This window comes from Vibrio rumoiensis 1S-45, assembly GCF_000286955.2.
In the GTDB taxonomy this organism is placed as follows: Bacteria; Pseudomonadota; Gammaproteobacteria; order Enterobacterales; family Vibrionaceae; genus Vibrio; species Vibrio rumoiensis_A.
Genome location: NZ_AJYK02000008.1, coordinates 29,829 through 50,929, shown reverse-complemented (window position 1 = coordinate 50,929; position 21,101 = coordinate 29,829). Strand labels below are relative to the sequence as shown.

Annotated in this window: 19 protein-coding genes and 1 pseudogene; 12 read left to right on the top strand and 8 right to left on the bottom strand. The window is 44.1% G+C overall.

Annotation, left to right across the window (positions count from 1 at the left end):
- Positions 1-42: 42 nt before the first annotated feature.
- The 6 genes and pseudogenes from A1QC_RS01440 to accC all read left to right on the top strand — a co-directional run bounded on the left by A1QC_RS01440 (position 43) and on the right by accC (position 7,517).
- The gene (locus A1QC_RS01440) at positions 43-1,845 is read left to right on the top strand and encodes a DUF294 nucleotidyltransferase-like domain-containing protein (RefSeq protein WP_017026588.1); all 1,803 of its coding nucleotides are present in this window, start codon (positions 43-45) and stop codon (positions 1,843-1,845) included.
- A gap of 3 nt (positions 1,846-1,848) precedes the next feature.
- Complete coding sequence (locus tag A1QC_RS01435) at positions 1,849-2,481, top strand: 3'-5' exonuclease (protein ID WP_017026587.1); 633 nt, start codon at positions 1,849-1,851, stop codon at positions 2,479-2,481.
- 238 nt (positions 2,482-2,719) lie between these two features.
- Positions 2,720-4,667, top strand: a pseudogene (acs, locus tag A1QC_RS01430) (acetate--CoA ligase).
- A 400-nt stretch (positions 4,668-5,067) separates the two neighbouring features.
- A complete protein-coding gene (gene aroQ / locus A1QC_RS01425; protein WP_017026586.1) occupies positions 5,068-5,523 on the top strand; it encodes a type II 3-dehydroquinate dehydratase in 456 nt (151 codons plus the stop codon).
- Between the two features lie 166 nt (positions 5,524-5,689).
- Positions 5,690-6,148, top strand: coding sequence for an acetyl-CoA carboxylase biotin carboxyl carrier protein (accB, locus tag A1QC_RS01420; RefSeq protein WP_017026585.1), 459 nt, complete (start codon positions 5,690-5,692; stop codon positions 6,146-6,148).
- Between the two features lie 25 nt (positions 6,149-6,173).
- Positions 6,174-7,517 carry an acetyl-CoA carboxylase biotin carboxylase subunit gene (accC, locus tag A1QC_RS01415; protein WP_017026584.1) on the top strand — a complete coding sequence of 448 codons (1,344 nt, stop codon included), beginning with the start codon at positions 6,174-6,176 and terminating at the stop codon, positions 7,515-7,517.
- 98 nt (positions 7,518-7,615) lie between these two features.
- Here accC and A1QC_RS01410 read toward each other — a convergent pair whose 3' ends face one another.
- The 4 genes from A1QC_RS01410 to A1QC_RS01395 form a co-directional block, all read right to left on the bottom strand.
- A complete protein-coding gene (locus A1QC_RS01410) occupies positions 7,616-9,115 on the bottom strand; it encodes a tripartite tricarboxylate transporter permease (protein WP_017026583.1) in 1,500 nt (499 codons plus the stop codon).
- A gap of 9 nt (positions 9,116-9,124) precedes the next feature.
- Positions 9,125-9,568, bottom strand: coding sequence for a tripartite tricarboxylate transporter TctB family protein (locus A1QC_RS01405; protein WP_017026582.1), 444 nt, complete (start codon positions 9,566-9,568; stop codon positions 9,125-9,127).
- A gap of 142 nt (positions 9,569-9,710) precedes the next feature.
- Positions 9,711-10,637 (bottom strand): tripartite tricarboxylate transporter substrate binding protein, encoded by a 927-nt coding sequence (locus tag A1QC_RS01400; RefSeq protein WP_017026581.1) that lies wholly within the window; start codon positions 10,635-10,637, stop codon positions 9,711-9,713.
- Positions 10,638-10,657: 20 nt separating this feature from the next.
- Positions 10,658-11,128 carry a hypothetical protein gene (locus A1QC_RS01395; protein ID WP_017026580.1) on the bottom strand — a complete coding sequence of 157 codons (471 nt, stop codon included), beginning with the start codon at positions 11,126-11,128 and terminating at the stop codon, positions 10,658-10,660.
- A 399-nt stretch (positions 11,129-11,527) separates the two neighbouring features.
- Between A1QC_RS01395 and A1QC_RS01390 the strand changes: the two genes are divergently transcribed.
- The 5 genes from A1QC_RS01390 (at position 11,528) to fis (ending at position 15,807) form a co-directional block, all read left to right on the top strand.
- Positions 11,528-11,815 carry a YhdT family protein gene (locus A1QC_RS01390; RefSeq protein ID WP_017026579.1) on the top strand — a complete coding sequence of 96 codons (288 nt, stop codon included), beginning with the start codon at positions 11,528-11,530 and terminating at the stop codon, positions 11,813-11,815.
- Positions 11,808-13,289: a sodium/pantothenate symporter gene (gene panF, locus A1QC_RS01385; RefSeq protein WP_017026578.1), complete on the top strand. Its 1,482-nt coding sequence runs from the start codon at positions 11,808-11,810 to the stop codon at positions 13,287-13,289. The genes A1QC_RS01390 and panF overlap by 8 nt, the downstream gene beginning before the upstream one ends.
- A gap of 134 nt (positions 13,290-13,423) precedes the next feature.
- A complete protein-coding gene (gene prmA, locus A1QC_RS01380; RefSeq protein WP_017026577.1) occupies positions 13,424-14,314 on the top strand; it encodes a 50S ribosomal protein L11 methyltransferase in 891 nt (296 codons plus the stop codon).
- Positions 14,315-14,474: 160 nt separating this feature from the next.
- Positions 14,475-15,440 carry a tRNA dihydrouridine synthase DusB gene (gene dusB, locus A1QC_RS01375; protein WP_026026014.1) on the top strand — a complete coding sequence of 322 codons (966 nt, stop codon included), beginning with the start codon at positions 14,475-14,477 and terminating at the stop codon, positions 15,438-15,440.
- 70 nt (positions 15,441-15,510) lie between these two features.
- The gene (fis, locus tag A1QC_RS01370; RefSeq protein WP_017026575.1) at positions 15,511-15,807 is read left to right on the top strand and encodes a DNA-binding transcriptional regulator Fis; all 297 of its coding nucleotides are present in this window, start codon (positions 15,511-15,513) and stop codon (positions 15,805-15,807) included.
- Positions 15,808-15,943: 136 nt separating this feature from the next.
- Here the strand turns inward: fis and A1QC_RS15500 are convergent, their stop codons facing one another.
- Together A1QC_RS15500 and A1QC_RS01365 are read right to left on the bottom strand one after the other, a co-directional pair.
- A complete protein-coding gene (locus A1QC_RS15500) occupies positions 15,944-16,120 on the bottom strand; it encodes a hypothetical protein (RefSeq protein WP_017026574.1) in 177 nt (58 codons plus the stop codon).
- Between the two features lie 10 nt (positions 16,121-16,130).
- Positions 16,131-16,955: an AraC family transcriptional regulator gene (locus A1QC_RS01365; protein WP_017026573.1), complete on the bottom strand. Its 825-nt coding sequence runs from the start codon at positions 16,953-16,955 to the stop codon at positions 16,131-16,133.
- A 152-nt stretch (positions 16,956-17,107) separates the two neighbouring features.
- Here A1QC_RS01365 and A1QC_RS01360 point away from each other — a divergent pair, with 152 nt between their 5' ends.
- Positions 17,108-18,070, top strand: coding sequence for a DMT family transporter (locus A1QC_RS01360; RefSeq protein ID WP_017026571.1), 963 nt, complete (start codon positions 17,108-17,110; stop codon positions 18,068-18,070).
- A gap of 57 nt (positions 18,071-18,127) precedes the next feature.
- Here A1QC_RS01360 and A1QC_RS01355 read toward each other — a convergent pair whose 3' ends face one another.
- A complete protein-coding gene (locus tag A1QC_RS01355; RefSeq protein ID WP_017026570.1) occupies positions 18,128-19,312 on the bottom strand; it encodes a MalY/PatB family protein in 1,185 nt (394 codons plus the stop codon).
- Positions 19,313-19,444: 132 nt separating this feature from the next.
- Complete coding sequence (gene malX, locus A1QC_RS01350; protein WP_017026569.1) at positions 19,445-21,025, bottom strand: maltose/glucose-specific PTS transporter subunit IIBC; 1,581 nt, start codon at positions 21,023-21,025, stop codon at positions 19,445-19,447.
- Between the last annotated feature and the right edge of the window lie 76 nt (positions 21,026-21,101).

The window sequence follows — 21,101 nt, the reverse complement described above, 5'->3', positions numbered from 1 at the left end:
ACACACTCAATGCTCAGGTTATTTCTTGGTGAGTAGATATCGATGCCAGATAAGTTCAACATGACATTAGCGCCGTTTGATCGCTTATCCGAACAGGAACAACAACGCCTTCGCTCGAGCTTAGATGTCGCTTATTTTCGCCAATCCGATACCATTCTTACGCCGGGAAAATCAGCCGATCACCTTTTCATCATGATCAAAGGGATTGTCGAAGAAACGGATGACCAAGGTAGCGAAGTGTTTGCACACTACTCCACTGAAGATCTCTTTGATGTTCGCTCACAGATTGATGGTGTGATTAAACATCGTTATACCGCATTAGAAGACACCTTAGCTTACTTGCTTCCTCAGTCTATTTTCATGGCGCTGTATCAAGCTAACCCGCAATTTGCCGCGTATTTTGATAATAACCTTTCAAAACGCCAAGCCTTGATCGATAACGCACATAAACAACAAAACTTAGCCGAGTTTATGTTGACTAAAGTCGATCGAAACATTTACAGCCAAGCGTTATGTATTGAATCGAATGCGAGCTTAAAAAGCGCTGTAGAGCAAATGCAACTACATAGTACCGATGCGGTATTCGTCCCATTAGATCCCGCATCACCCAAGGTATTAGGCATTGTCACCCGAACTGACTTATTGCACGCCATTGCTTTGCAAAATAAAACCTTAGACTGTGATGTAAAAGATATCGCCCACTCTCCGGTCATGTCGGTGAAACAAGGTGACTATTTATTCGATGCCATGATCAGCATGACTCGAAATAAGTGCAAACGACTGGCCGTCACTCAAGGCGACGCAGTCGTGGGAATATTGCATCTTACTCAAGTGTTAAGCGCCTTCTCGACCCACTCTCATGTGTTGACCTTGCGTATTGCCAACGCCAATAATATTGACGAATTAGTCTTTGCCGCAGGAAAACAGCGCGAGCTGGTGCAAACTTTATATCGAAATGGCATCCGAACTCGCTTCATCATGGAACTGATTTCGGCAGTCAATGAACAAATCATCGAAAAAGCCTTCGACTTAATTGTGCCGCACAACCTACATGATCATTGCTGCTTATTGGTGCTGGGGTCAGAAGGTCGCAGTGAACAAATCCTTAAAACCGATCAAGATAATGCTCTCATCGTCAAAGATGGCTTGCACTGGCATCAATTCGGCCCATTAATGGAAACATTAAGCCATACCTTACAACAGTTAGGTTACCCACCTTGCAAAGGCAAAGTCATGGTGAACAACCCTGAATGGGTTAAATCTCAACTCGATTGGAAAAAAACCATTCAACATTGGGCAGAACAAAATACCCCGCAATCCGTGATGAACCTTGCCATCATGGCCGATGCTCACGCCATTGCAGGCAATCAAGCCTTACTCACACCAGTGAAGGCACATCTACAACAATACATGCAGCAACAATCACTGTTATTAATGGAGTTTGCTCGCCCAGCATTGGGCTTTGCCGTGCCATTAACGCTGTTTGGTAACGTGAAGCAAAGCAAGCAAGGCATCGACATCAAACAAGGCGGCATTTTCCCTATCGTGCATGGTATTCGCAGCTTAGCATTAGAATTTGGCGTCTCTCAAACCAATACCTTTGAGCGCATTGAACAACTTTGCCAGCGAAATGTTTTAGAAAAACTCACTGCAGATAATTTATCTGAAGCATTAAAACTGTTTATTAAATGGCGCTTAAGCCAACAACTCAACCTAAATCACAGTCATAACCAATTGGACGTTCAACAGCTCAATCGTACCGACCGCGATTTACTCCGCCATAGCTTACACGTCGTAAAAAAGTTTAAGCAATGGTTGAGCTACCATTATCAAATTCGCGAGTAGCCCATGAATTCACTGCAACGATTATGGTGGTATTACCAACTGAATGGCTCGAAATATCAGCCATTATTTCGATCAATCCCAACGGATGAGTTTGTGTCTCTCGATTGCGAGACCACCAGCTTAAACCCGAAGCAAGCCGAATTAGTCACCATTGCCGCAACTAAAATCATCGACAATAAAATCATCACCAGCGAGCCTTTTCATATTCGCTTAAAAGCACCTCAATCGTTAAATGAACACTCTATTCGTATTCATAAAATGCGTCATCACGATTTAGAAGATGGGTATTCAGAAGAGGAAGGATTGCAAAAACTGCTCGATTTCATCGGCAATCGACCATTGGTTGGCTACCACATTCGTTACGACAAAACGATTTTAGACCGAGCTTACAAAAAACATTTTGGTTTTCCACTGCCTAATCCTTTAATCGAAGTAAGCCATCTTTACCATGAAAGGCTCGAGCGCTTATTACCCAACGCTTATTGTGACTTAAGTTTAGAAGCGATTTGTCGGCATTTAGATCTACCCATTCAAGAACGCCACGATGCCCTGCAAGACACCATCACTGCCGCGCTAATTTATGTTCGACTCACTCATGGTTCACTGCCCAATCCGAGTTTGGCGTACAAAAAATAGACATTCAAACGTCATCTTTAATCGATAAAATGCCAAAAAAGTTCAGACTCAGCTCTCACTTTTTGGCATTGCCAGCTTAAAAAAACCTTAATTTACAAGCTATAAGCCTAAAGTCTAATTGTAGAAAAGCCGAGATAAGCAGAAAGTTAAATCAACAGCTATTTAAACTGAAGAATGATTTCAATTAAGAACAATAATCGACTTAGAAATTGAGTCTGCCTCATGCAAGGAGAGCACAATGAGTGAAGTACATATTCATCCTGTCAAAGACAATATCCAAAAGCACACTCACGCTGATAACGATACTTACCTATCCATGTATCAAGAATCTGTTAATGACCCACAATTGTTCTGGGGCAAACATGGCAAAATCGTTGATTGGATCAAACCGTTTACTCAAGTAAAAAACACCTCTTTTGAACCGGGTAATATCAACATTAAATGGTTTGAAGATGGCCAACTCAACGTATCGGCCAACTGTATTGATCGCCACCTTGCAGAGCGCGGCGATGAAGTCGCGATCATCTGGGAAGGCGATGACCCGAAAGACGATGACCAAATTACTTTCAACCAACTGCATGACAAAGTTTGCCGCTTCTCTAACGTATTAAAAGCACAAGGCGTGAAAAAAGGCGATGTAGTTTGCTTATACATGCCAATGGTGCCAGAAGCGGCCGTTGCTATGCTAGCATGTACTCGTATTGGCGCGATTCATACCGTGGTATTTGGTGGTTTCTCACCAGAAGCATTATCTGGCCGTATTATTGATTCTAACGCTAAAGTCGTGATTACTGCCGATGAAGGCGTACGTGGCGGCCGAGCAGTACCATTAAAAGCCAACGTTGACCAAGCACTGAAAAACCCAGATACCAATATCTCAAGTGTGGTGGTTTTCCAACGCACTGGCGGTCATGTCGAGTGGAACAGCGAGCGTGATATTTGGTGGCACGAAGCCGCAGAGCAAGCCTCTCCTGAGTGTGAACCTGAACCAATGAATGCAGAAGACCCACTGTTTATTCTTTACACCTCAGGCTCAACCGGCAAGCCTAAAGGTGTACTACACACCACGGGTGGTTACCTTGTTTACGCGGCAATGACCTTTAAATACGTGTTCGATCACCAAGAAGGCGACGTATTCTGGTGTACCGCGGATGTAGGTTGGATCACCGGTCATACTTACCTTGTTTACGGCCCATTAGCGAATGGCGCAAAAACCATCTTATTTGAAGGTGTGCCAAACTATCCAAACACCAGCCGCATGAGTGAAGTCGTCGACAAACATAACGTTAGCATTCTATACACTGCGCCAACCGCTATTCGCGCGTTAATGGCAAAAGGGGATGAAGCGAATAAAGGCACCTCACGTTCAAGCTTACGTATTATGGGCTCAGTGGGTGAACCCATTAACCCAGAAGCTTGGGAGTGGTACTACAAAACGATTGGTGATGAGCGCTGCCCAATTGTTGATACTTGGGTGGCAAACCGAAACTGGCGGCATCCTCATCACGCCACTACCTGGAGCAACGGACTTAAAACCTGGCTCTGCTACTCGTCCTTTCTTTGGCGTGCAACCTGCGCTATTGGATAACGAAGGCGGTGCATTAGAAGGCGCGAATGAAGGTAACCTCGTGATCACCGATTCATGGCCAGGACAAATGCGTACCATTTATGGCGATCATGACCGCTTCGAGCAAACTTACTTCTCGACCTTCAAAGGCGTGTACACCACTGGTGATGGGGCTCGTCGTGATGAAGATGGTTATTACTGGATCACAGGCCGCGTTGATGATGTATTAAACGTATCTGGTCACCGCATGGGCACCGCAGAAATTGAATCAGCGTTAGTGGCGTTTGATAAAATTGCTGAAGCAGCGATTGTCGGCGTTCCACATGATATTAAAGGCCAAGCAATTTACGCCTACATCACGCTAAACGACGGTGAGTTCCCATCTGCAGAATTGCATAAAGAAGTGAAAGATTGGGTACGTAAAGAAATTGGACCAATTGCTACACCAGACGTGCTGCATTGGACGGACTCGCTACCAAAAACACGTTCAGGCAAGATCATGCGCCGTATCTTACGCAAAATTGCCACCGGTGATACCGATAGCTTGGGTGATACTTCAACCCTTGCCGATCCAAGTGTGGTCGATAAGCTTATCGAAGAGAAAGCGAACTTGGTTTAACGACACCAAAGAGTCAATAAATCAACATTATAAACCGCGGCTTAGGCTGCGGTTTTTTTATATTGAAATCCAATCACACAACACGCTGAATATAAATCCCTAATCACGTCATCATCACTTTAAAGATGACGGTGTTTAAATCATGAATACATCATCATTTCTAGCGAACTTAATACAAAAAAGAAGTCTAACTCCACACGTTAATAAAAATGGCGAAATAGAAGCCGCCATCCATCTTTTACCTCATTAGACCAGTAAAATGCTGCGATTTGCGTTGATTTAGCTATAATTGACCAAATTAGTGGATGCACGGTCAATTTTTTTGCTTTCTTACTTAGCAATTCATCAAAATTATGACATGATGCATTTTACATTCACTTTAATGGATATTAGCCACACAATGTCAGCAAACTTACGAGTTCTCGTCTTAAATGGGCCGAATTTAAATTTGCTCGGGTTACGTGAACCGACACACTATGGTTCGAACACGTTACCCGATATTGTTGCCAACTTAGAAGCGCAAGCTACAGAGTTAGGCATTCAACTGTCTCACTTACAATCTAATCGTGAATACGAGCTGATTGAAGCGATTCATGCTGCCCATAATAATATCGACTTTATCATCATCAACCCAGCCGCTTTTACCCACACCAGTGTGGCACTGCGCGATGCGTTGCTTGGGGTTAATATTCCATTTATTGAAGTTCACCTTTCTAACGTTCATGCGCGCGAAGCGTTTCGCCACCACTCTTATCTTTCCGATAAAGCAGTCGGCGTGATTTGTGGGTTAGGTGCGCAAGGTTATCAATTTGCACTGTCGGCGGCATTTTCACACTTAAGTAAACCGAGTCATTAATTCCGAGTGATTCAGATCACTTGGTATTTAATAAATCGGACACTTAGATAAGAAAGCGCGGTCAGGAATTTATAGCGGCGTCGAGACAATTTCGACAATGCATACAAGCTTGGTGGTCATTTATTGTCACCTTGAAATGAATAATTAAACTAATAGAGAAAACATTATGGATATTCGTAAAATCAAGAAGCTTATTGAGCTAGTAGAAGAATCTGGTATTGCTGAACTTGAAATCTCTGAAGGTGAAGAATCAGTACGTATCAATCGCTACAGCAACCAAGCAGCGCCTGCGGCACCTATCCAATATGCAGCAGCTCCTGCTCCAGTAGCAGCGCCAGTAGCCGCTCCTGCAACAGCAGCAGTAGAAGCACCAGCAGCACCTGTTGAATCAGGTCATAAAGTGCTTTCTCCAATGGTAGGTACGTTCTACCGTTCTCCAAGCCCTGAATCAAAATCATTCATCGAAGTCGGTCAATCGGTCGAAGAAGGTCAAACCATCTGTATCGTTGAAGCGATGAAAATGATGAACCAAATTGAAGCAGACAAATCAGGTGTAATTAAAGCGATCTTAGTAGAAGACGGTCAACCAGTAGAATTTGATCAAGCGCTTGTAATTATTGAATAGTCGCACCGATTAAGAGGCAAGATAAATGCTAGATAAATTAGTCATCGCGAACCGAGGTGAAATCGCCCTTCGTATTCTTCGCGCATGTAAAGAGTTAGGCATCAAAACCGTTGCTATTCACTCAACTGCTGACCGTGATTTAAAACACGTATTGCTTGCAGATGAAACCATTTGTATTGGTCCTGCTCGCAGCACAGACAGCTACTTGAATGTTCCTCGTATCATTTCCGCGGCTGAAGTCAGTGGCGCAGTGGCAATCCACCCGGGTTACGGTTTTCTATCTGAAAATGCGGACTTCGCTGAACAAGTTGAGAATTCAGGCTTTATTTTTGTTGGCCCGAAAGCCGAGACCATTCGCCTAATGGGTGACAAAGTTTCTGCAATCAACGCCATGAAAAAAGCGGGTGTACCTTGTGTACCTGGCTCTGACGGTCCACTTGACGATGATGATGCGAAAAACCGTGCGTTTGCAAAACGCATTGGCTACCCAGTTATCATCAAAGCGTCTGGCGGCGGCGGCGGTCGTGGTATGCGTGTAGTACGCAGCGACAAAGAATTAGTTGAAGCGATTGCCATGACACGTTCTGAAGCAAAATCGTTCTTCAATAATGACATGGTTTACATGGAGAAATACCTAGAAAACCCTCGTCACATTGAAGTTCAAGTTTTAGCTGACGGTCAAGGCGGCGCTATCCACTTAGGTGAACGTGACTGTTCAATGCAACGTCGTCACCAGAAAGTAGTGGAAGAAGCTCCAGCACCAGGTATTACCGAAGAAATGCGTCAATACATTGGTGAGCGTTGTACTCGTGCTTGTATCGAGATCAACTACCGCGGTGCAGGTACATTTGAATTCTTATATGAAAATGGTGAGTTCTACTTCATTGAAATGAACACCCGTATTCAAGTAGAGCATCCTGTGACAGAAATGGTGACGGGCATTGATTTGATCAAAGAGCAATTGCGTATTGCTGCAGGTCAGCCTCTATCTTTCACACAAAATGACATCAAAATCCGCGGCCATGCCGTTGAGTGTCGTATTAATGCGGAAGATCCAGAGCGTTTCCTACCTTGCCCGGGTAAAATCCAACACTTCCATCCACCAGGTGGTATGGGCGTTCGTTGGGAATCTCACGTTTACGCAGGCTACACAGTACCGCCTCATTACGATTCAATGATCGGCAAGCTGATCACTTTCGGTGAAAACCGCGACGTGGCGATTGCTCGTATGAAGAATGCACTAGGTGAAACCATCATTGATGGCATCAAAACCAACATTCCTCTACAAATGAACATTATGAATGACGAAAACTTCCAACACGGTGGTGCAAATATCCACTACCTTGAGAAGAAATTAGGCCTACAATAAGCGTTCACTCTCACTAAGAGAGAACAAAAAAATAAAAGCGAGTACCAGCATTGGTACTCGCTTTTTTATGCACTTTAAACGGTTAAGCCACCTTTGTTTTATTCGTTGGCAGCATCCGATTGCGCTTTTTGTTTCTTCTTCATTCTCATGGTCGAATAAACCGAGAATACCGCTAATACAATAAACGCTAAAGCGATTGGACGGTCGTATAGGAATGACCAACTCCCTTCATACATCATTAACGATTTTCTTAAATTGGTTTCCGCCATTGGCCCTAAAATAATCGCGAGCAGCACAGGGGAAGATGGAATATCGAGCTTAGTAAACACAAACCCAATCAAACCAAACGCAATCGCAATCCCAACATCAAACATTGAATTGTTAATTGCATAAGCCCCCACCACAGATAAGAAGACAATGATTGGGATCATGATCATTTTCGGCACTTCAATAATTCGGCAGAAGAATCGGATACCAAATAAACCAATCGCCAACATCACCACATTAGCCACCAGCATTGAACTGAATACACCATAAACAACATCAGGATTTTGAGCAAACAACAGTGGCCCAGGTGTTAAACCTTGTACAATCAACGCTCCCAGTAATACCGCCGCGACAGCATCGCCCGGAACACCCAACGTTAATAAAGGCACTAAAGAGCCACCGGTCACACCATTATTGCCCGATTCAGCCGCCGCTAAGCCACGAATAGAGCCTTTACCAAACTCTTCTGGATTTTTAGATGAACGTTTTGCTTCGTTGTAACAAACAAATGCCGAAATATCTGCACCAGCACCGGGAACAGAACCGATAGTTGTCCCCATCAATCCACTTTTAATGGTGGTCGGCAGTATGTCTTTCAAATCTCGAGCGCTTAATAATTTATGGTCAAACTTAGGAGGAGCAACACTTTTCTCTGACAAGATTTTTTCTAGCTGACTCAACGCTTCAGAAAGAGCAAATAAACCAATCAATACTGGAATTACGTTAATACCGCTGTATAAATCCATAATGCCAAATGTAAATCTCGGCACGCTGCTAATCGGATCTAACCCCACGGTTGATACCAACAAACCAATAGTCCCCGCCAATAAGCCTTTTAGTATATTGGTTGAAGATACGCTAGCGATTATCGTTAAGCCAAACAAAGCCAAAGCAAAGTATTCCGGAGCATTAAACCTTAAAGCAAAATCTGCCAACTTAGGAGCAATCGCAATCAAAATAATAGTACTGATTAAGCCACCTACAAATGAGGCCACAGCAGAAATACTCAACGCTCTTGCTGCTTGACCTTTTGCGGCCAAAGTATGCCCATCTAGCACGCTGGCAGCCGAAGCTGGCGTGCCCGGTGTTTTAAGTAAAATAGCGGCAATAGAGCCACCATAAATACCGCCAATATAAACACCGATCAGCATGACTAATGCTGCGGTAGGATCCATACCAAAAGTAAATGGGAGTAATATCGCCACCCCCATGGTTGCAGTTAAGCCAGGTAAAGCGCCTAAAATAATACCGCCCAACACACCAAAAAAGAGAACAGGAAAAACGGCTGGGCTCAGTGCTGTGGTTAAACCATCCATTAAATATTCAAACATAATTGCATCCTATAACCACATCGCTTGCGGTAGTGATATATAAAAAACCTCACCAAATAAGTAATTCACTGCAACAACAAAAATGATGGCAACCACGTAATAAACGGGCTTCTTTATTTTGAAATAAACAAGATAGAACATGAAAGCAGCAAGACTGGCATATAAGTAACCAAGCACACTAATAAGCAAGGCATAGCCAATTAAAAAGCAGATACCAAAAATAGACATTTTAGAAATAAAAGCTTCTTGCAGTGATTGATCCCCTTTCAACTTATATTGAACAAGCAACAATACACAAATCACAATTTGAGCCACGACGATGGCCATTGGAAAAAATTTCGCACTCACACTGGAGTCTTGATACATAGGACTATCAAATTGTGTGATAACTGCAAAGGCGATCGCACTCAACACAATGATAATGGACGGGAAAACGACATTTCTATTGAGCATAGAATCCATCCTTAAAAACTCATTTAAAATGAAAAATATAGCAACCCTCAAGAATGAAGGCTGCTATCTTAGGTAATCTCAGAAAGTCACAGGTCACCTTCGTTGACTAACGTTGATTGGTATTACTGACGAAAAAGCCGAGTTACTTAATTAATTCACCCAGTGTTTTTGTGTCATCTTTAACAAACTGAGTAAAGGTTGCCGCATCAAGGTTATGAATAGTCATTGCACCTTTTGCCATGAAATCTTTAAACTCTTCAGATGCCATCGCTTGATCAAAGGCTTTACCTAAAGTTTCAATGATTGCATCTGGCGTATCTTTCGGTGCACCAATACCACGCCACGTACCTGTTACTACATCAACACCTTGCTCTTTTAAAGTTGCTACATCTGGGATGTATTGAATTCGTTCGTTAGACATCACACCTAATGCTTTTAATTGACCAGAACGCAGCTGAGCAATCGCTTCACCCGGCGTGACCATAGTTACATCAGTATGCTTACCAAGAACCGATGGAATGGCTTCCGATGCGCCGTTATAAGGGATGGCATTAAGTTTAATGTTTTGGTCTTTTTCCAAAGCCATTAAATAAAAATTTGGCGCAGCCGTTGAAGCAAATTTCACTTTGCCAGGATTTTCTTTCGCTTCTTTAATCAAATCATTAATCGTATTGTATGGGCTGTCTGCTGAAACCAGCACAACCGCAGGATCAAGGTTCACCATACGGATCAATTTAAAGTCGTCTGCCGTGTGTTGCATTAACCCCATTTGCGGTAAAGAGGCAATCTCACGAGTCACAACAGTTAACGTATAGCCATCAGGTCGTTGTTGGGCACCAAAGCTCATGCCTACAGCGCCAGCGCCACCAGTGCGGTTCATCACCGAAATGTTTTGCCCTAAAATATCTTTAGCACTATTGGCAAGTGTACGACCCACCGCATCTGTACCACCACCTGCACCAAATGGAACCACAAGGCGTATGTTCTTTGTTGGATAATCCGCAGCAACCGCAGTCGCAGAAACAAGAATACCGGCAGCAAGCATGATGGATTTAAGTAATTTACTCATAAGAAATACCTTTCTAATAATTAACGATATGTTTTTGTAGGGTTTTCTAGTTTTTGCATTTGATATTCATGCATCGTCAGTTGCTCGATTGCCACGGCAATCCAACCACTAATTAACATGTCATACCATTGTTCGACGCCACTGCACGCAACGACGATATTGCCATATACGAATGATCCATAAAAAAGCAGATCATCTTCACGTAATGCCGAAGGGTGTAAAGTTTGAAGTTGAATATTGCTGGTGGATTCACGCCACGCTTGTTGTGCTTTTTTACGAGCAAACTGATCAAACGAAATAGACCACGACTCAGGTGAACCTAACGATTTTTCAAAAAGGATCGCATCTTCAAATGACACTTCCCAAGGTTTCACTTGAGGATTCATAACAACAATATGCAATTCTTTTCGATTGGTTCGCTCAAATAAACGCTCAATAGCGGGTGAAACTAGATCCACCGCATCCGCAGCAATTTCTTTAAGATCTTTCATCAACAACTCCTTAACTCGTCCATAACATTCAGAGTATTGTATGACAAAATAACATCAAGAATAATCCTACAATAATCAACTGCCGATCACGGCAAATGCTTTGTATACAAGACTTGGATCACTATTCTTACTTTTAAGGTTGACCATAAGTAATAATGGCCGTATTTCATCAGACGCCTTTCACTTTCATTTAATTTGTCTTATGAAAGCACCACCAAAGGTTAAGAGTTTCAAATCATTAATATTGCAACATGACCTATATTGCACTCCCTATGATTTGTCTCTGAACCCATCTTTTGCCAAAATACGCCTCTTTATCTTACTTTTCTTATACTCGAAGTAATTGAAGCTACACCTTCAACTAAGAGGGGTATATTTGCCAATCAAAGGTATCTCACCATGAAAACCCTGCATGCTCGTTATCAACAAGCACACAAAGAAGCCAAGTGGGCTGTCGGATTAGCGCTGGCTTATTTTGTTTGGTGGTATGTTTCCGCTTATGGTTTAGCGCCTGCACCAGACAACATTCAAGCGATGCCAACACTCTATTTTGGCTTTCCTTTATGGTTTTTAATGGCCTGTATTGTCGGTCCAATTGTTTTCACTTTATTGTGCGCAGCGATGGTCAAATGGATCTATCAAGACATGTCACTGGAAATACAACGAGAGCAAGAAGACCATGAATAACCAAATCCTCATCCCATTGGTTGTGTATTTAGTGGCCGTTTTTGCTCTCGCGTTTTGGAGCAGCCGTCACAGCAATAAACAGGGTTTTTTAAATGAATATCTTGTGGGTGGTCGCAGCATGGGGGGCTTTGTGCTTGCCATGACTCTTGCTGCCACTTACGCCAGTGCCAGTTCCTTTATTGGGGGGCCGGGAGCCGCTTATAAGATGGGATTAGGGTGGGTTTTACTTGCCATGATCCAATTGCCTGCGACCTGGCTTACCTTGGGAGTTTTAGGTAAAAAATTTGCCATTGAAGCGCGTCGTCATAACGCACTCACTCTCAACGATATTTTATACGCACGCTATCAAAACCGAGGTGTGGTGGTGTTTGCTTCACTCTCTTTATTGTTGGCTTTTTTCGGCACAATGGTGGTTCAATTTGTTGGCGGAGCGCGCTTACTGCAAACCGTGACGGGGCTTTCTTATACACATGGCTTAATGATTTTCGCCATCACTGTGGGCTTATATACCACCATTGGCGGCTTTCGCGCAGTTGTCATGACCGATACCTTACAAGGCATTATGATGATCATCGGCACCATCGCTTTACTGGTTGGTATTGTGCATGCCGGTGGCAGCGTTGGCGAGATCATCACCGACTTGCACACCATTGATCCCGCGTTAATCACGCCTTATGGGCCGAATCATTTCTTAACTGAACCCTTTATGATGAGCTTTTGGGTACTGGTGTGCTTTGGCGTCATTGGCTTACCCCATGCGGCGGTACGTTGCATGTCCTACAAAGACAGCGCATCACTGCACAAAGGTATGGTGATCAGCACTATCATGGTCGCACTGCTCATGCTAGGCATGCATTTAGCAGGTGCTTTTGGCCGTGCTATCGTGCCAGATATTGCCAGCCCAGACCAAATTATGCCGACTTTAATGATCACCGTATTACCGCCTGTTGTGGCCGGCATTTTCCTAGCAGGGCCAATGGCGGCGATCATGTCCACCATCGACTCACAATTAATTCAAGCTTCAGCCACCTTACTCAAAGACTTGTACATTAACTACATCAACCCTTCCATTGCCGAAGGTGAAGCCGCCGAGAAAAAACTGCCCAAATTATCGTTATGGGTAACCGGTATATTTTCCGCCTTAGTGTTTGTTGCCGCGCTCAATCCACCCGATATGATCATCTGGCTCAACCTACTCGCCTTTGGCGGCATGCAAGCGGTATTTTTGTGGCCGTTGGTATTAGGTTTGTATTGGAAGAAAGCCTCGGCCACTGGTGCATTTTCTTCAATGTTGGTGGGATTGTTTTCTTATATTGCGCTCAGCACCCTCAAACCAGACATGGGCGGCCTGCATGCCATCGTTCCAACCCTTACCCTTGGTCTGATTGCTTTTATTGTTGGCAGTAAAATCAAACCGAATAGTAAAAATAAACACATTATTTCTGATAACCCATCACCACATAAGCTATATTAGCCCGTATAATTGGTGCATAAATAATGTAAGACCATATCAACCCATAACACCCGACATCGTCAGCTCATCTCTCGAACATAGCTTCCCGAGACGAAATGACGACTTGTCGCACTCAACTAACAAGCGAGCTCATCATGCCTTGGATTCAAATAAAACTTAATGCGACTAAAACCAATGCAGAGGCCATTGGCGATATGCTCATGGAAGAAACCGGAGCCCTTTCCGTCACTTTCCTTGACGCAAAAGACGCACCTATATTTGAACCTCTACCCGGTGAAACTCGCCTATGGGGTGAAACCGATATATTGGCGCTTTATGATGCAGAAATAGATACCCAACTGGTACTAAGCCAAATCAAAGGCAGCAACATGCTAGCCGCCGATTTCGCTTACAAAGTAGAACAACTGGAAGATAAAGATTGGGAACGCGAATGGATGGATAACTTCCACCCAATGCAATTTGGTGAACGCTTATGGATTTGCCCAAGCTGGCGCGATGTACCCGATCCAACGGCGATTAACGTCATGCTAGACCCTGGCCTTGCTTTTGGCACCGGAACGCACCCAACGACCGCTGTATGCTTAGAATGGCTCGATGGTTTAGACCTTGAAGGCAAAACCGTCATCGATTTTGGTTGTGGTTCAGGTATTTTAGCCATTGCAGCGATCAAACTAGGCGCAGCCAAAGTCATTGGTATTGATATTGACCCTCAAGCCATCGTCGCTTCAATTGAAAATGCCAAACGTAATGGCGTAGCCGACCAACTTGAATTGTTCTTGCCACAAGATCAACCAGAAGGCTTAATCGCTGATGTGGTGATTGCGAACATCTTAGCTGCGCCATTGCGTGAGCTATCCGGCGTGATCTCAAGTTTAGTAAAACCGAATGGTTACTTGGGTATGTCTGGTATTTTGGATTCACAAGCTGACGATGTTGCCACCTACTACACCGATCAATTCAACCTAGACCCAATCATTGCTCAACAAGAATGGTGCCGCGTCTCGGGTCAAAAAAAACCTGAATAATCACATCGATAAAAACAATTCATCTCCAAATTCGGGGCTAATTGGCTGAAAAATAGGCAATTTACAAAACTAATTGTGAAATGCTCAAATATTAGTCTTTTCACGCCCCGAAAAAATGCGTAAAATGCGCGCCCTTGCTGATACGAACTGTGATGCTGTTTTGAAAATCGGAAACTACACATTAACGAACAACTTAATTGTGGCCCCAATGGCTGGTGTCACCGATAGACCGTTTCGTGAATTGTGTCTTCGATATGGGGCTGGCATGGCCGTCAGTGAAATGATGTCCTCTAACCCAAAAGTTTGGAACACATCAAAATCCCAACAACGCATGGTACATGAAGGTGAATCGGGCATTCGCAGTGTACAAATTGCTGGGGCAGATCCACAGCTAATGGCACAGGCCGCCCAAGTCAGCGTTGAAAACGGTGCGCAAATCATCGACATCAACATGGGCTGCCCAGCCAAGAAAGTAAATAAGAAACTTGCAGGCTCCGCGTTACTGCAACACCCAGACATCATCGAACAGATTTTGACTGCGGTCGTAAAAGCAGTAGAGGTTCCAGTAACCCTAAAAACGCGCACAGGATGGGACACAGACAATAAAAACTGTGTCGAGATTGCAAAAATGGCTGAGCAATGTGGCATACAAGCCTTGGCACTCCACGGGAGAACCAAAGCCTGCATGTACAAAGGCGAAGCAGAATACGACAGCATTAGAGCCGTGAAACAAGCTATTTCTATCCCAGTGATTGCCAATGGTGATATTGATAGCCCAGAAAAAGCGAAATACGTACTGGATTACACCGGCGCGGATGCTCTGATGATCGGTAGGCCTGCCCAAGGTCGACCTTGGATTTTTAACCAAATCCAACACTTTTTAACGACGGGTGAACACTTGCCACCGATTCCAAAAGAAGAAGTGCAAGGCATCTTACTCGGACATGTTCAAGCTCTGCATGAGTTTTATGGAGAGTTCTTAGGCCCTCGCATCGCACGTAAGCATGTGGGTTGGTACTTAAAAGAACATGATCAAGAGGGTGACTTCCGCCGTGTTTTCAATGCCATCGAGGATGCCGATCAGCAACTTGATGTGCTTAAAGGTTATTTTGTATATCCGAGTTGATTAGGGTGATCACTTTAAACAACCGATATAGATAACGTTGCATTATAATTAAGAAGAGCTAAGACTAATTATGTTCGAACAAAACCTGACTTCAGAACCACTAACAGTAACGACTGTCACATCACAAGACCAGATCACACAGAAGCCATTACGTGACTCTGTGAAAGCATCTTTAAAAAACTACCTGGCGCAATTAAACGGCCAAGACGTTACTGAGCTTTATGAATTAGTACTAGCAGAAGTTGAGCAACCAATGCTTGATATGGTTATGCAATACACTCGCGGTAACCAAACTCGCGCAGCGAACATGATGGGTATCAACCGTGGTACGCTTCGCAAGAAATTGAAAAAATATGGTATGAACTAAGCAATACGCTTAGTTTATCCTAAAAAACCGCGTTCATTGGACGCGGTTTTTTTATGGGCATATCATCACTCCAGCACTTTCCTAAACGGTACAAAAGGAAGTTATAAACACAAATAACCTTTATCAAATACTCTTTTCATTTTTTCAACGCCCTTTTCAACAGTTCTTGTTGCGCGGCATGTTTTTGCGCTTTTGATTCACCGTCGGTGGTTAAGGCTTTTAACTGTTCTTCACTCAATTGTTCTAAATATCGAAAATCTTGGCTATTTTGCAGGTTACCAAGTGATTGCTTTAACCGGTTGATGATGCTCATATTGGCCTCTTTATTGCTCGTTTGAATGGGATTGATGACCACTGACTTGTTGGCGGTAAACGGTTGGGGTTAACCCGGTGTGGCGACGAAACATTTTGATGAATGCGGAGGCATCGCTATAACCTAACTGAAAAGCGACTTGGTTGATGGCATCACTTTGTTTGAGCAACTGCAAAGCGGTGACGACCTTTAAACGTTGCCTCCATTCATTAAAGCTCATGCGTAAGTGCTTTTGAAAACGTCGAGTTAAAGTGCGTTCGGTCGAAAAGACTAATTTTGCCCACTCCGATAAACTGCGATCATCAGCAGGGTTTGCCTCTAGCGCACTTAAGATAGGTTGCAACAAGCTATCTTGCGTCGTGGGTAAAAAGTCATCAACTTGGTGAGCACTGGCTAACCGCTCAAGTAGTACGTCCGTTAAGCAAGTATCTTGATGGCTTTCAATTTTATCGACTTGGCGAGTGATTAAATCGTCAATGATCGCAAGCACTAAAGGCGGTAAGGCAATCATGCAAGCTTGGTTAGGTAGCCCCTCTGAGCGAGCAATATCAATGTTAATCGCGCAATACTCAACATCCTTTCGGTTAAAGGCTCGATGCGGCACATTGGCAGGAGTCCAAATCGCATAACCGGCAGGTGACACCATTTTTCGGCCATTCACCTCCATATCTAACACGCCTTGCTTAATCAGATGAATTTGCCCCCAATCATGCTGGTGTGGCAAGGTTTCAGTACCGCCCGCAATGTGAAAGTAGTGTATGAATACGGTACTGGGTAATTGCTCCACCAGCTTAGGCATAAAGGTTGGGTTGCCATTCACTTGATTGTTGGTCATCACTTCACTCCATTCATCCGCTTGTCTGAATCGACCTATTCAGTGTCCGATTCAACCTACTCTGTTTTTTATCTTTCGTGCCACACTCAAATACCGACTGATAAAACGTTTTACCTATTGAGTCATCATCAGGTATAACAAGGAGAACATCCATGACAACGCACTCCAAAACCGTTTTTATTCGCTGCTTATTTCCGATCATGGCGGTCGCGATTTGGGCGACCAATGCCGTCGTCAGTAAAATGGCAACCGCAACCATTGAGCCAGGTGCTATCGCATTCTACCGCTGGTTTGTGGCGTTGTTAGTGCTCACTCCCTTTTGCTTACCTTTGGTGTATCGTCAGTGGCCTGTGGTAAAAAAGCACTTACTGAAACTGACGGTCTTGGCGTCTTTGGGCATGGTGCTGAACCAAAGCTTGGCTTATTACGCGGCTTATACCACCAGCGCCACCAACATTGCGATTTTCTTATCGTTAATGCCACTGATTGGTTTGTTTCTCGCCGTGCCACTATTGGGCGCAAAGTTACGTAAAACCACTTTATTTGGTGCGGTGTTGTCGTTTAGCGGCTTGATTTATATGCTAAGCGAAGGCAACCCTATGCATATTATTAGCCAAGGGTTAAAGCAAGGTGATCTGTTAATGCTCGCTTCAACGTGTGCTTATGCTTTGTATTCCGTCTTACTAAACCGCTGGAAGTTACCTTTAACCACTTGGTGCGCCGTCTATTGCCAAGTATTCCTTGGCGCGCTTCTGCAACTGCCATTATTACTTTCAAGCCAACATTGGGGCATCGAATTAAATGCTTGGCCTATGGTTGGATTTGCCGCGCTGGCCGCTTCCATTATTGCCCCTTGGTGTTGGTTAAAGGGGGTTTCTTTCATTGGGGCTGAGCGTGCGACTTTATTTATGAACTTAGTGCCAATTTTTACGGCAAGCATCAGTATTGTGTTATTGGGCGTTCACCCGACTCAATACCATTTAATTGGTGGTGCATTGGTCTTTGCAGGCTTAACCTTGGCGCAACTGAAACCCAAAGCGGTGAATTTATCGTCATCACCTCAATCGCTCGCCATGAGCAAGGTCAGTCCGTCGTTATCCAACGCGCGTAAATAAATCGACATAAAGAACAACGACACCATCCCCCGGCCACCACGGTTGGGGGTTTGCTTTTCAGAGTGATTCACGAGATTTCAGCTGCTTAATCGCGCCGATTAACGCATTCAATCCCACTTCCACTTTACTGCGCGGACACCCTACGTTGAGGCGAATATAACCTTGCCCTTCTTTGCCATAGGTATCGCCACGCATGATGGCCACTTTATAGTCATCAATCAAAATGCGTTGCAGTTCGTCCATATCAATATCAAGCGGATTCAAATCCAGCCAAGCCAGATACGTGCCTTGAGGAACTTGATAATCCAGCTCTGGCACTTGTTCGTTTAATCGCTGCGCCACGTAAGTTAAGTTGCCGTGTAAATAGGCTTTTAAAGCTTCTAACCATTCACCACCTGCTTGGTAAGCGGCAATATGTGCGATGACCCCTAAAATAGAAGGTGACGATAAACCGTGCGCAGCTTTTAATTGAGTCAGGTAAGTGTTGCGATTTCCGTCATGGGGAATCACCGCATAAGCACCGGTTAATGCAGGAATGTTGAACGATTTAGAACCGGAACTAACCAAGGCCCATTGATCGTCTTGCGCCACTTGTGACCACGGAATATAACGCTCGAACGCCATATCCATGTGAATATCATCTGAAATCACTTTTACGCCATGCTGCAAACAAATCTCGGCCATGCGGCAGAGCTCTTGCTGTGTCCATACGCGTCCGGTTGGATTTTGTGGGCTGCACAATAATAATATTTTACATTGTGGCAATGCCGCTTGTGCTTCAAATTGCGGCCAGTCAATCTCGTAACTGCCATTGGTTTTAATTAAAGGGCTGCATAACATTTGACGATAATTGGCTGACAGCATATTGCCAAACGCATCATAAGCGGGGGTATGGACTAACACCCCTTCCCCCGGCTTACTCCATTGCAAAATAAGCTGCGAGATGATGTAAATCACCGAAGGCCCATACACCAAGTGATCGTTTTCTAATTTGGCTTGATACCGACGCTCAAACCAACCGGTGATCGCCGATTTGAATTCATCATGATTCCAGCGACTGTAACCCAATACGCCGTGCTCCAATCGAGCCTTCACCGCGCTTAATACACATGGCGCGGTTTCAAAATCCATATCAGAAATGGTGAAAGGCAGTAAATCCGCATGACCAAAGCGATCTTGAACATAATCCCATTGGGTGCAAAACGTGCCGTGACGATCCACCACTTGCGAGAAATCAAACATAGTTACTTACCTCATCCATCGATCCAAATAACGTTGGGGCTTTCAACTCAAGCCGCAAAGGTATTAAGACAAACAACCAAAAGAAAGGGAGGAGTAACCACCTCCTCCCTTCACTGTGTTAAACGGTTTTAATTACGCCGGAGCATTCATAATGGATTGCATTTCATTTTTCACCATATGAACTTGCGGACCGATAACCACTTGTAAGTTATGGTCATCCAACTTCACCACACCGAGTGCTCCATTGGCTTTTAATACCGCATCGTTCACCAAAGACATATCTTCTACCGACATGCGAAGGCGAGTTATACAGTTATCTAAAGACGTAATGTTGGCTTTACCACCTAAAGCTTCAAGAATAATGTCGCCTTTATAGCCAAAGTCACTGTCACGGACTTCAGAAGCAAAGGCCAATTCATCATTGCTTTCCGCTTCACGACCTGGTGTTTTCAAGTTAAAACGAGTGATTGCGAAACGGAACACCCCGTAGTACACCGCAAACCATACCGCAGCAACCAGTGGTACCAGATACCATTCAGTCTTGGTGCCTTGCAGCACACCAAAGATTAAGAAGTCGATAATGTTGCCATCAGTATTACCAATCGTGACGCCTAACAAACCCATCACCATAAAGCCTAGGCCAGTTAAGATAGCGTGCACAAAGTAAAGAACAGGAGCAACGAATAAGAATAAGAACTCAAGTGGTTCGGTAATCCCACCCACCATACAAGCAACCACACCCGATAGAAGCAGCGCTTTTACTTTTCCGCGGTTTTCAGGGCGAGCACAATGATACATTGCTAATGCCGCACCCGGCAGGCCACCTAAGAAGGTTGGCATTTTACCTTGCGATAAGAAAGCTGTTGCTTGTGGATCAAAATTCGTCACGCTTGAACAAGATAGTTGAGCATAGAAGATATTCAATGCACCGCTGACCTCTTGACCACACACTGGCAACGTACCCCCTGCCTCAGTAAAGCGAATCAATGCCACTAAAATGTGATGCAAACCAAACGGCAACAATAAACGTTCGCCAGTTCCGAATAAGAATGGGCCAAATGGACCAGCATGAGAAATTAGAGAACCAATGCCGTTAATGCCCATCGCAAAGTAAGGCCAAACGACAGGAACCGCAAGACCCACTAACCCCAAGACCACAGAGGTTACAATAGGAACAAAACGCGCACCGCCAAAGAAGGCCAAAGAATCTGGCATTTTATACGTGTAAAAACGTGCATGCAGTTTCGCCACGATAATACCGACAATCACCGCGCCCAAAATACCAGTATCAATGGATTGGATACCGATAATAGATTTTACCCCATACGCTTTTTCAAGCTCTGCATTACCCAGTACACCTGCAACCGTTAGGTAAAAGTTTACCGACAAGTTCATGGCAGCAAAGCCCACAAAACCAGAAAAGGCCGCTACACCTTTTTCTTCACGAGCTAAACCCAGAGGAATGGCAATCGCAAACATTACAGGTAAGTAAATAAAGGCAACCAAGCCGATCTTGGTCATCCACAAGAAAATCAGCTGAAGGACAAAATTGTCTAGAAAAGGGAGGCTTTCCTTCACTGCCGAGCTCGATAACGAACTACCGACCCCTAGCAAAATCCCTGAAAAAGCAAGCAGTGCCACCGGTAGCATGAAAGTTTTCCCCAAACTTTGGAAGAACTCCCACATAGTGGTTTTTTTCTTTATGTTAGACATAGTTTGTCACTCCAAGTGATAACGTATTGATAATAAAAGCTACGATAAAAAGACTGCTAAAACGTTTTATCAAATT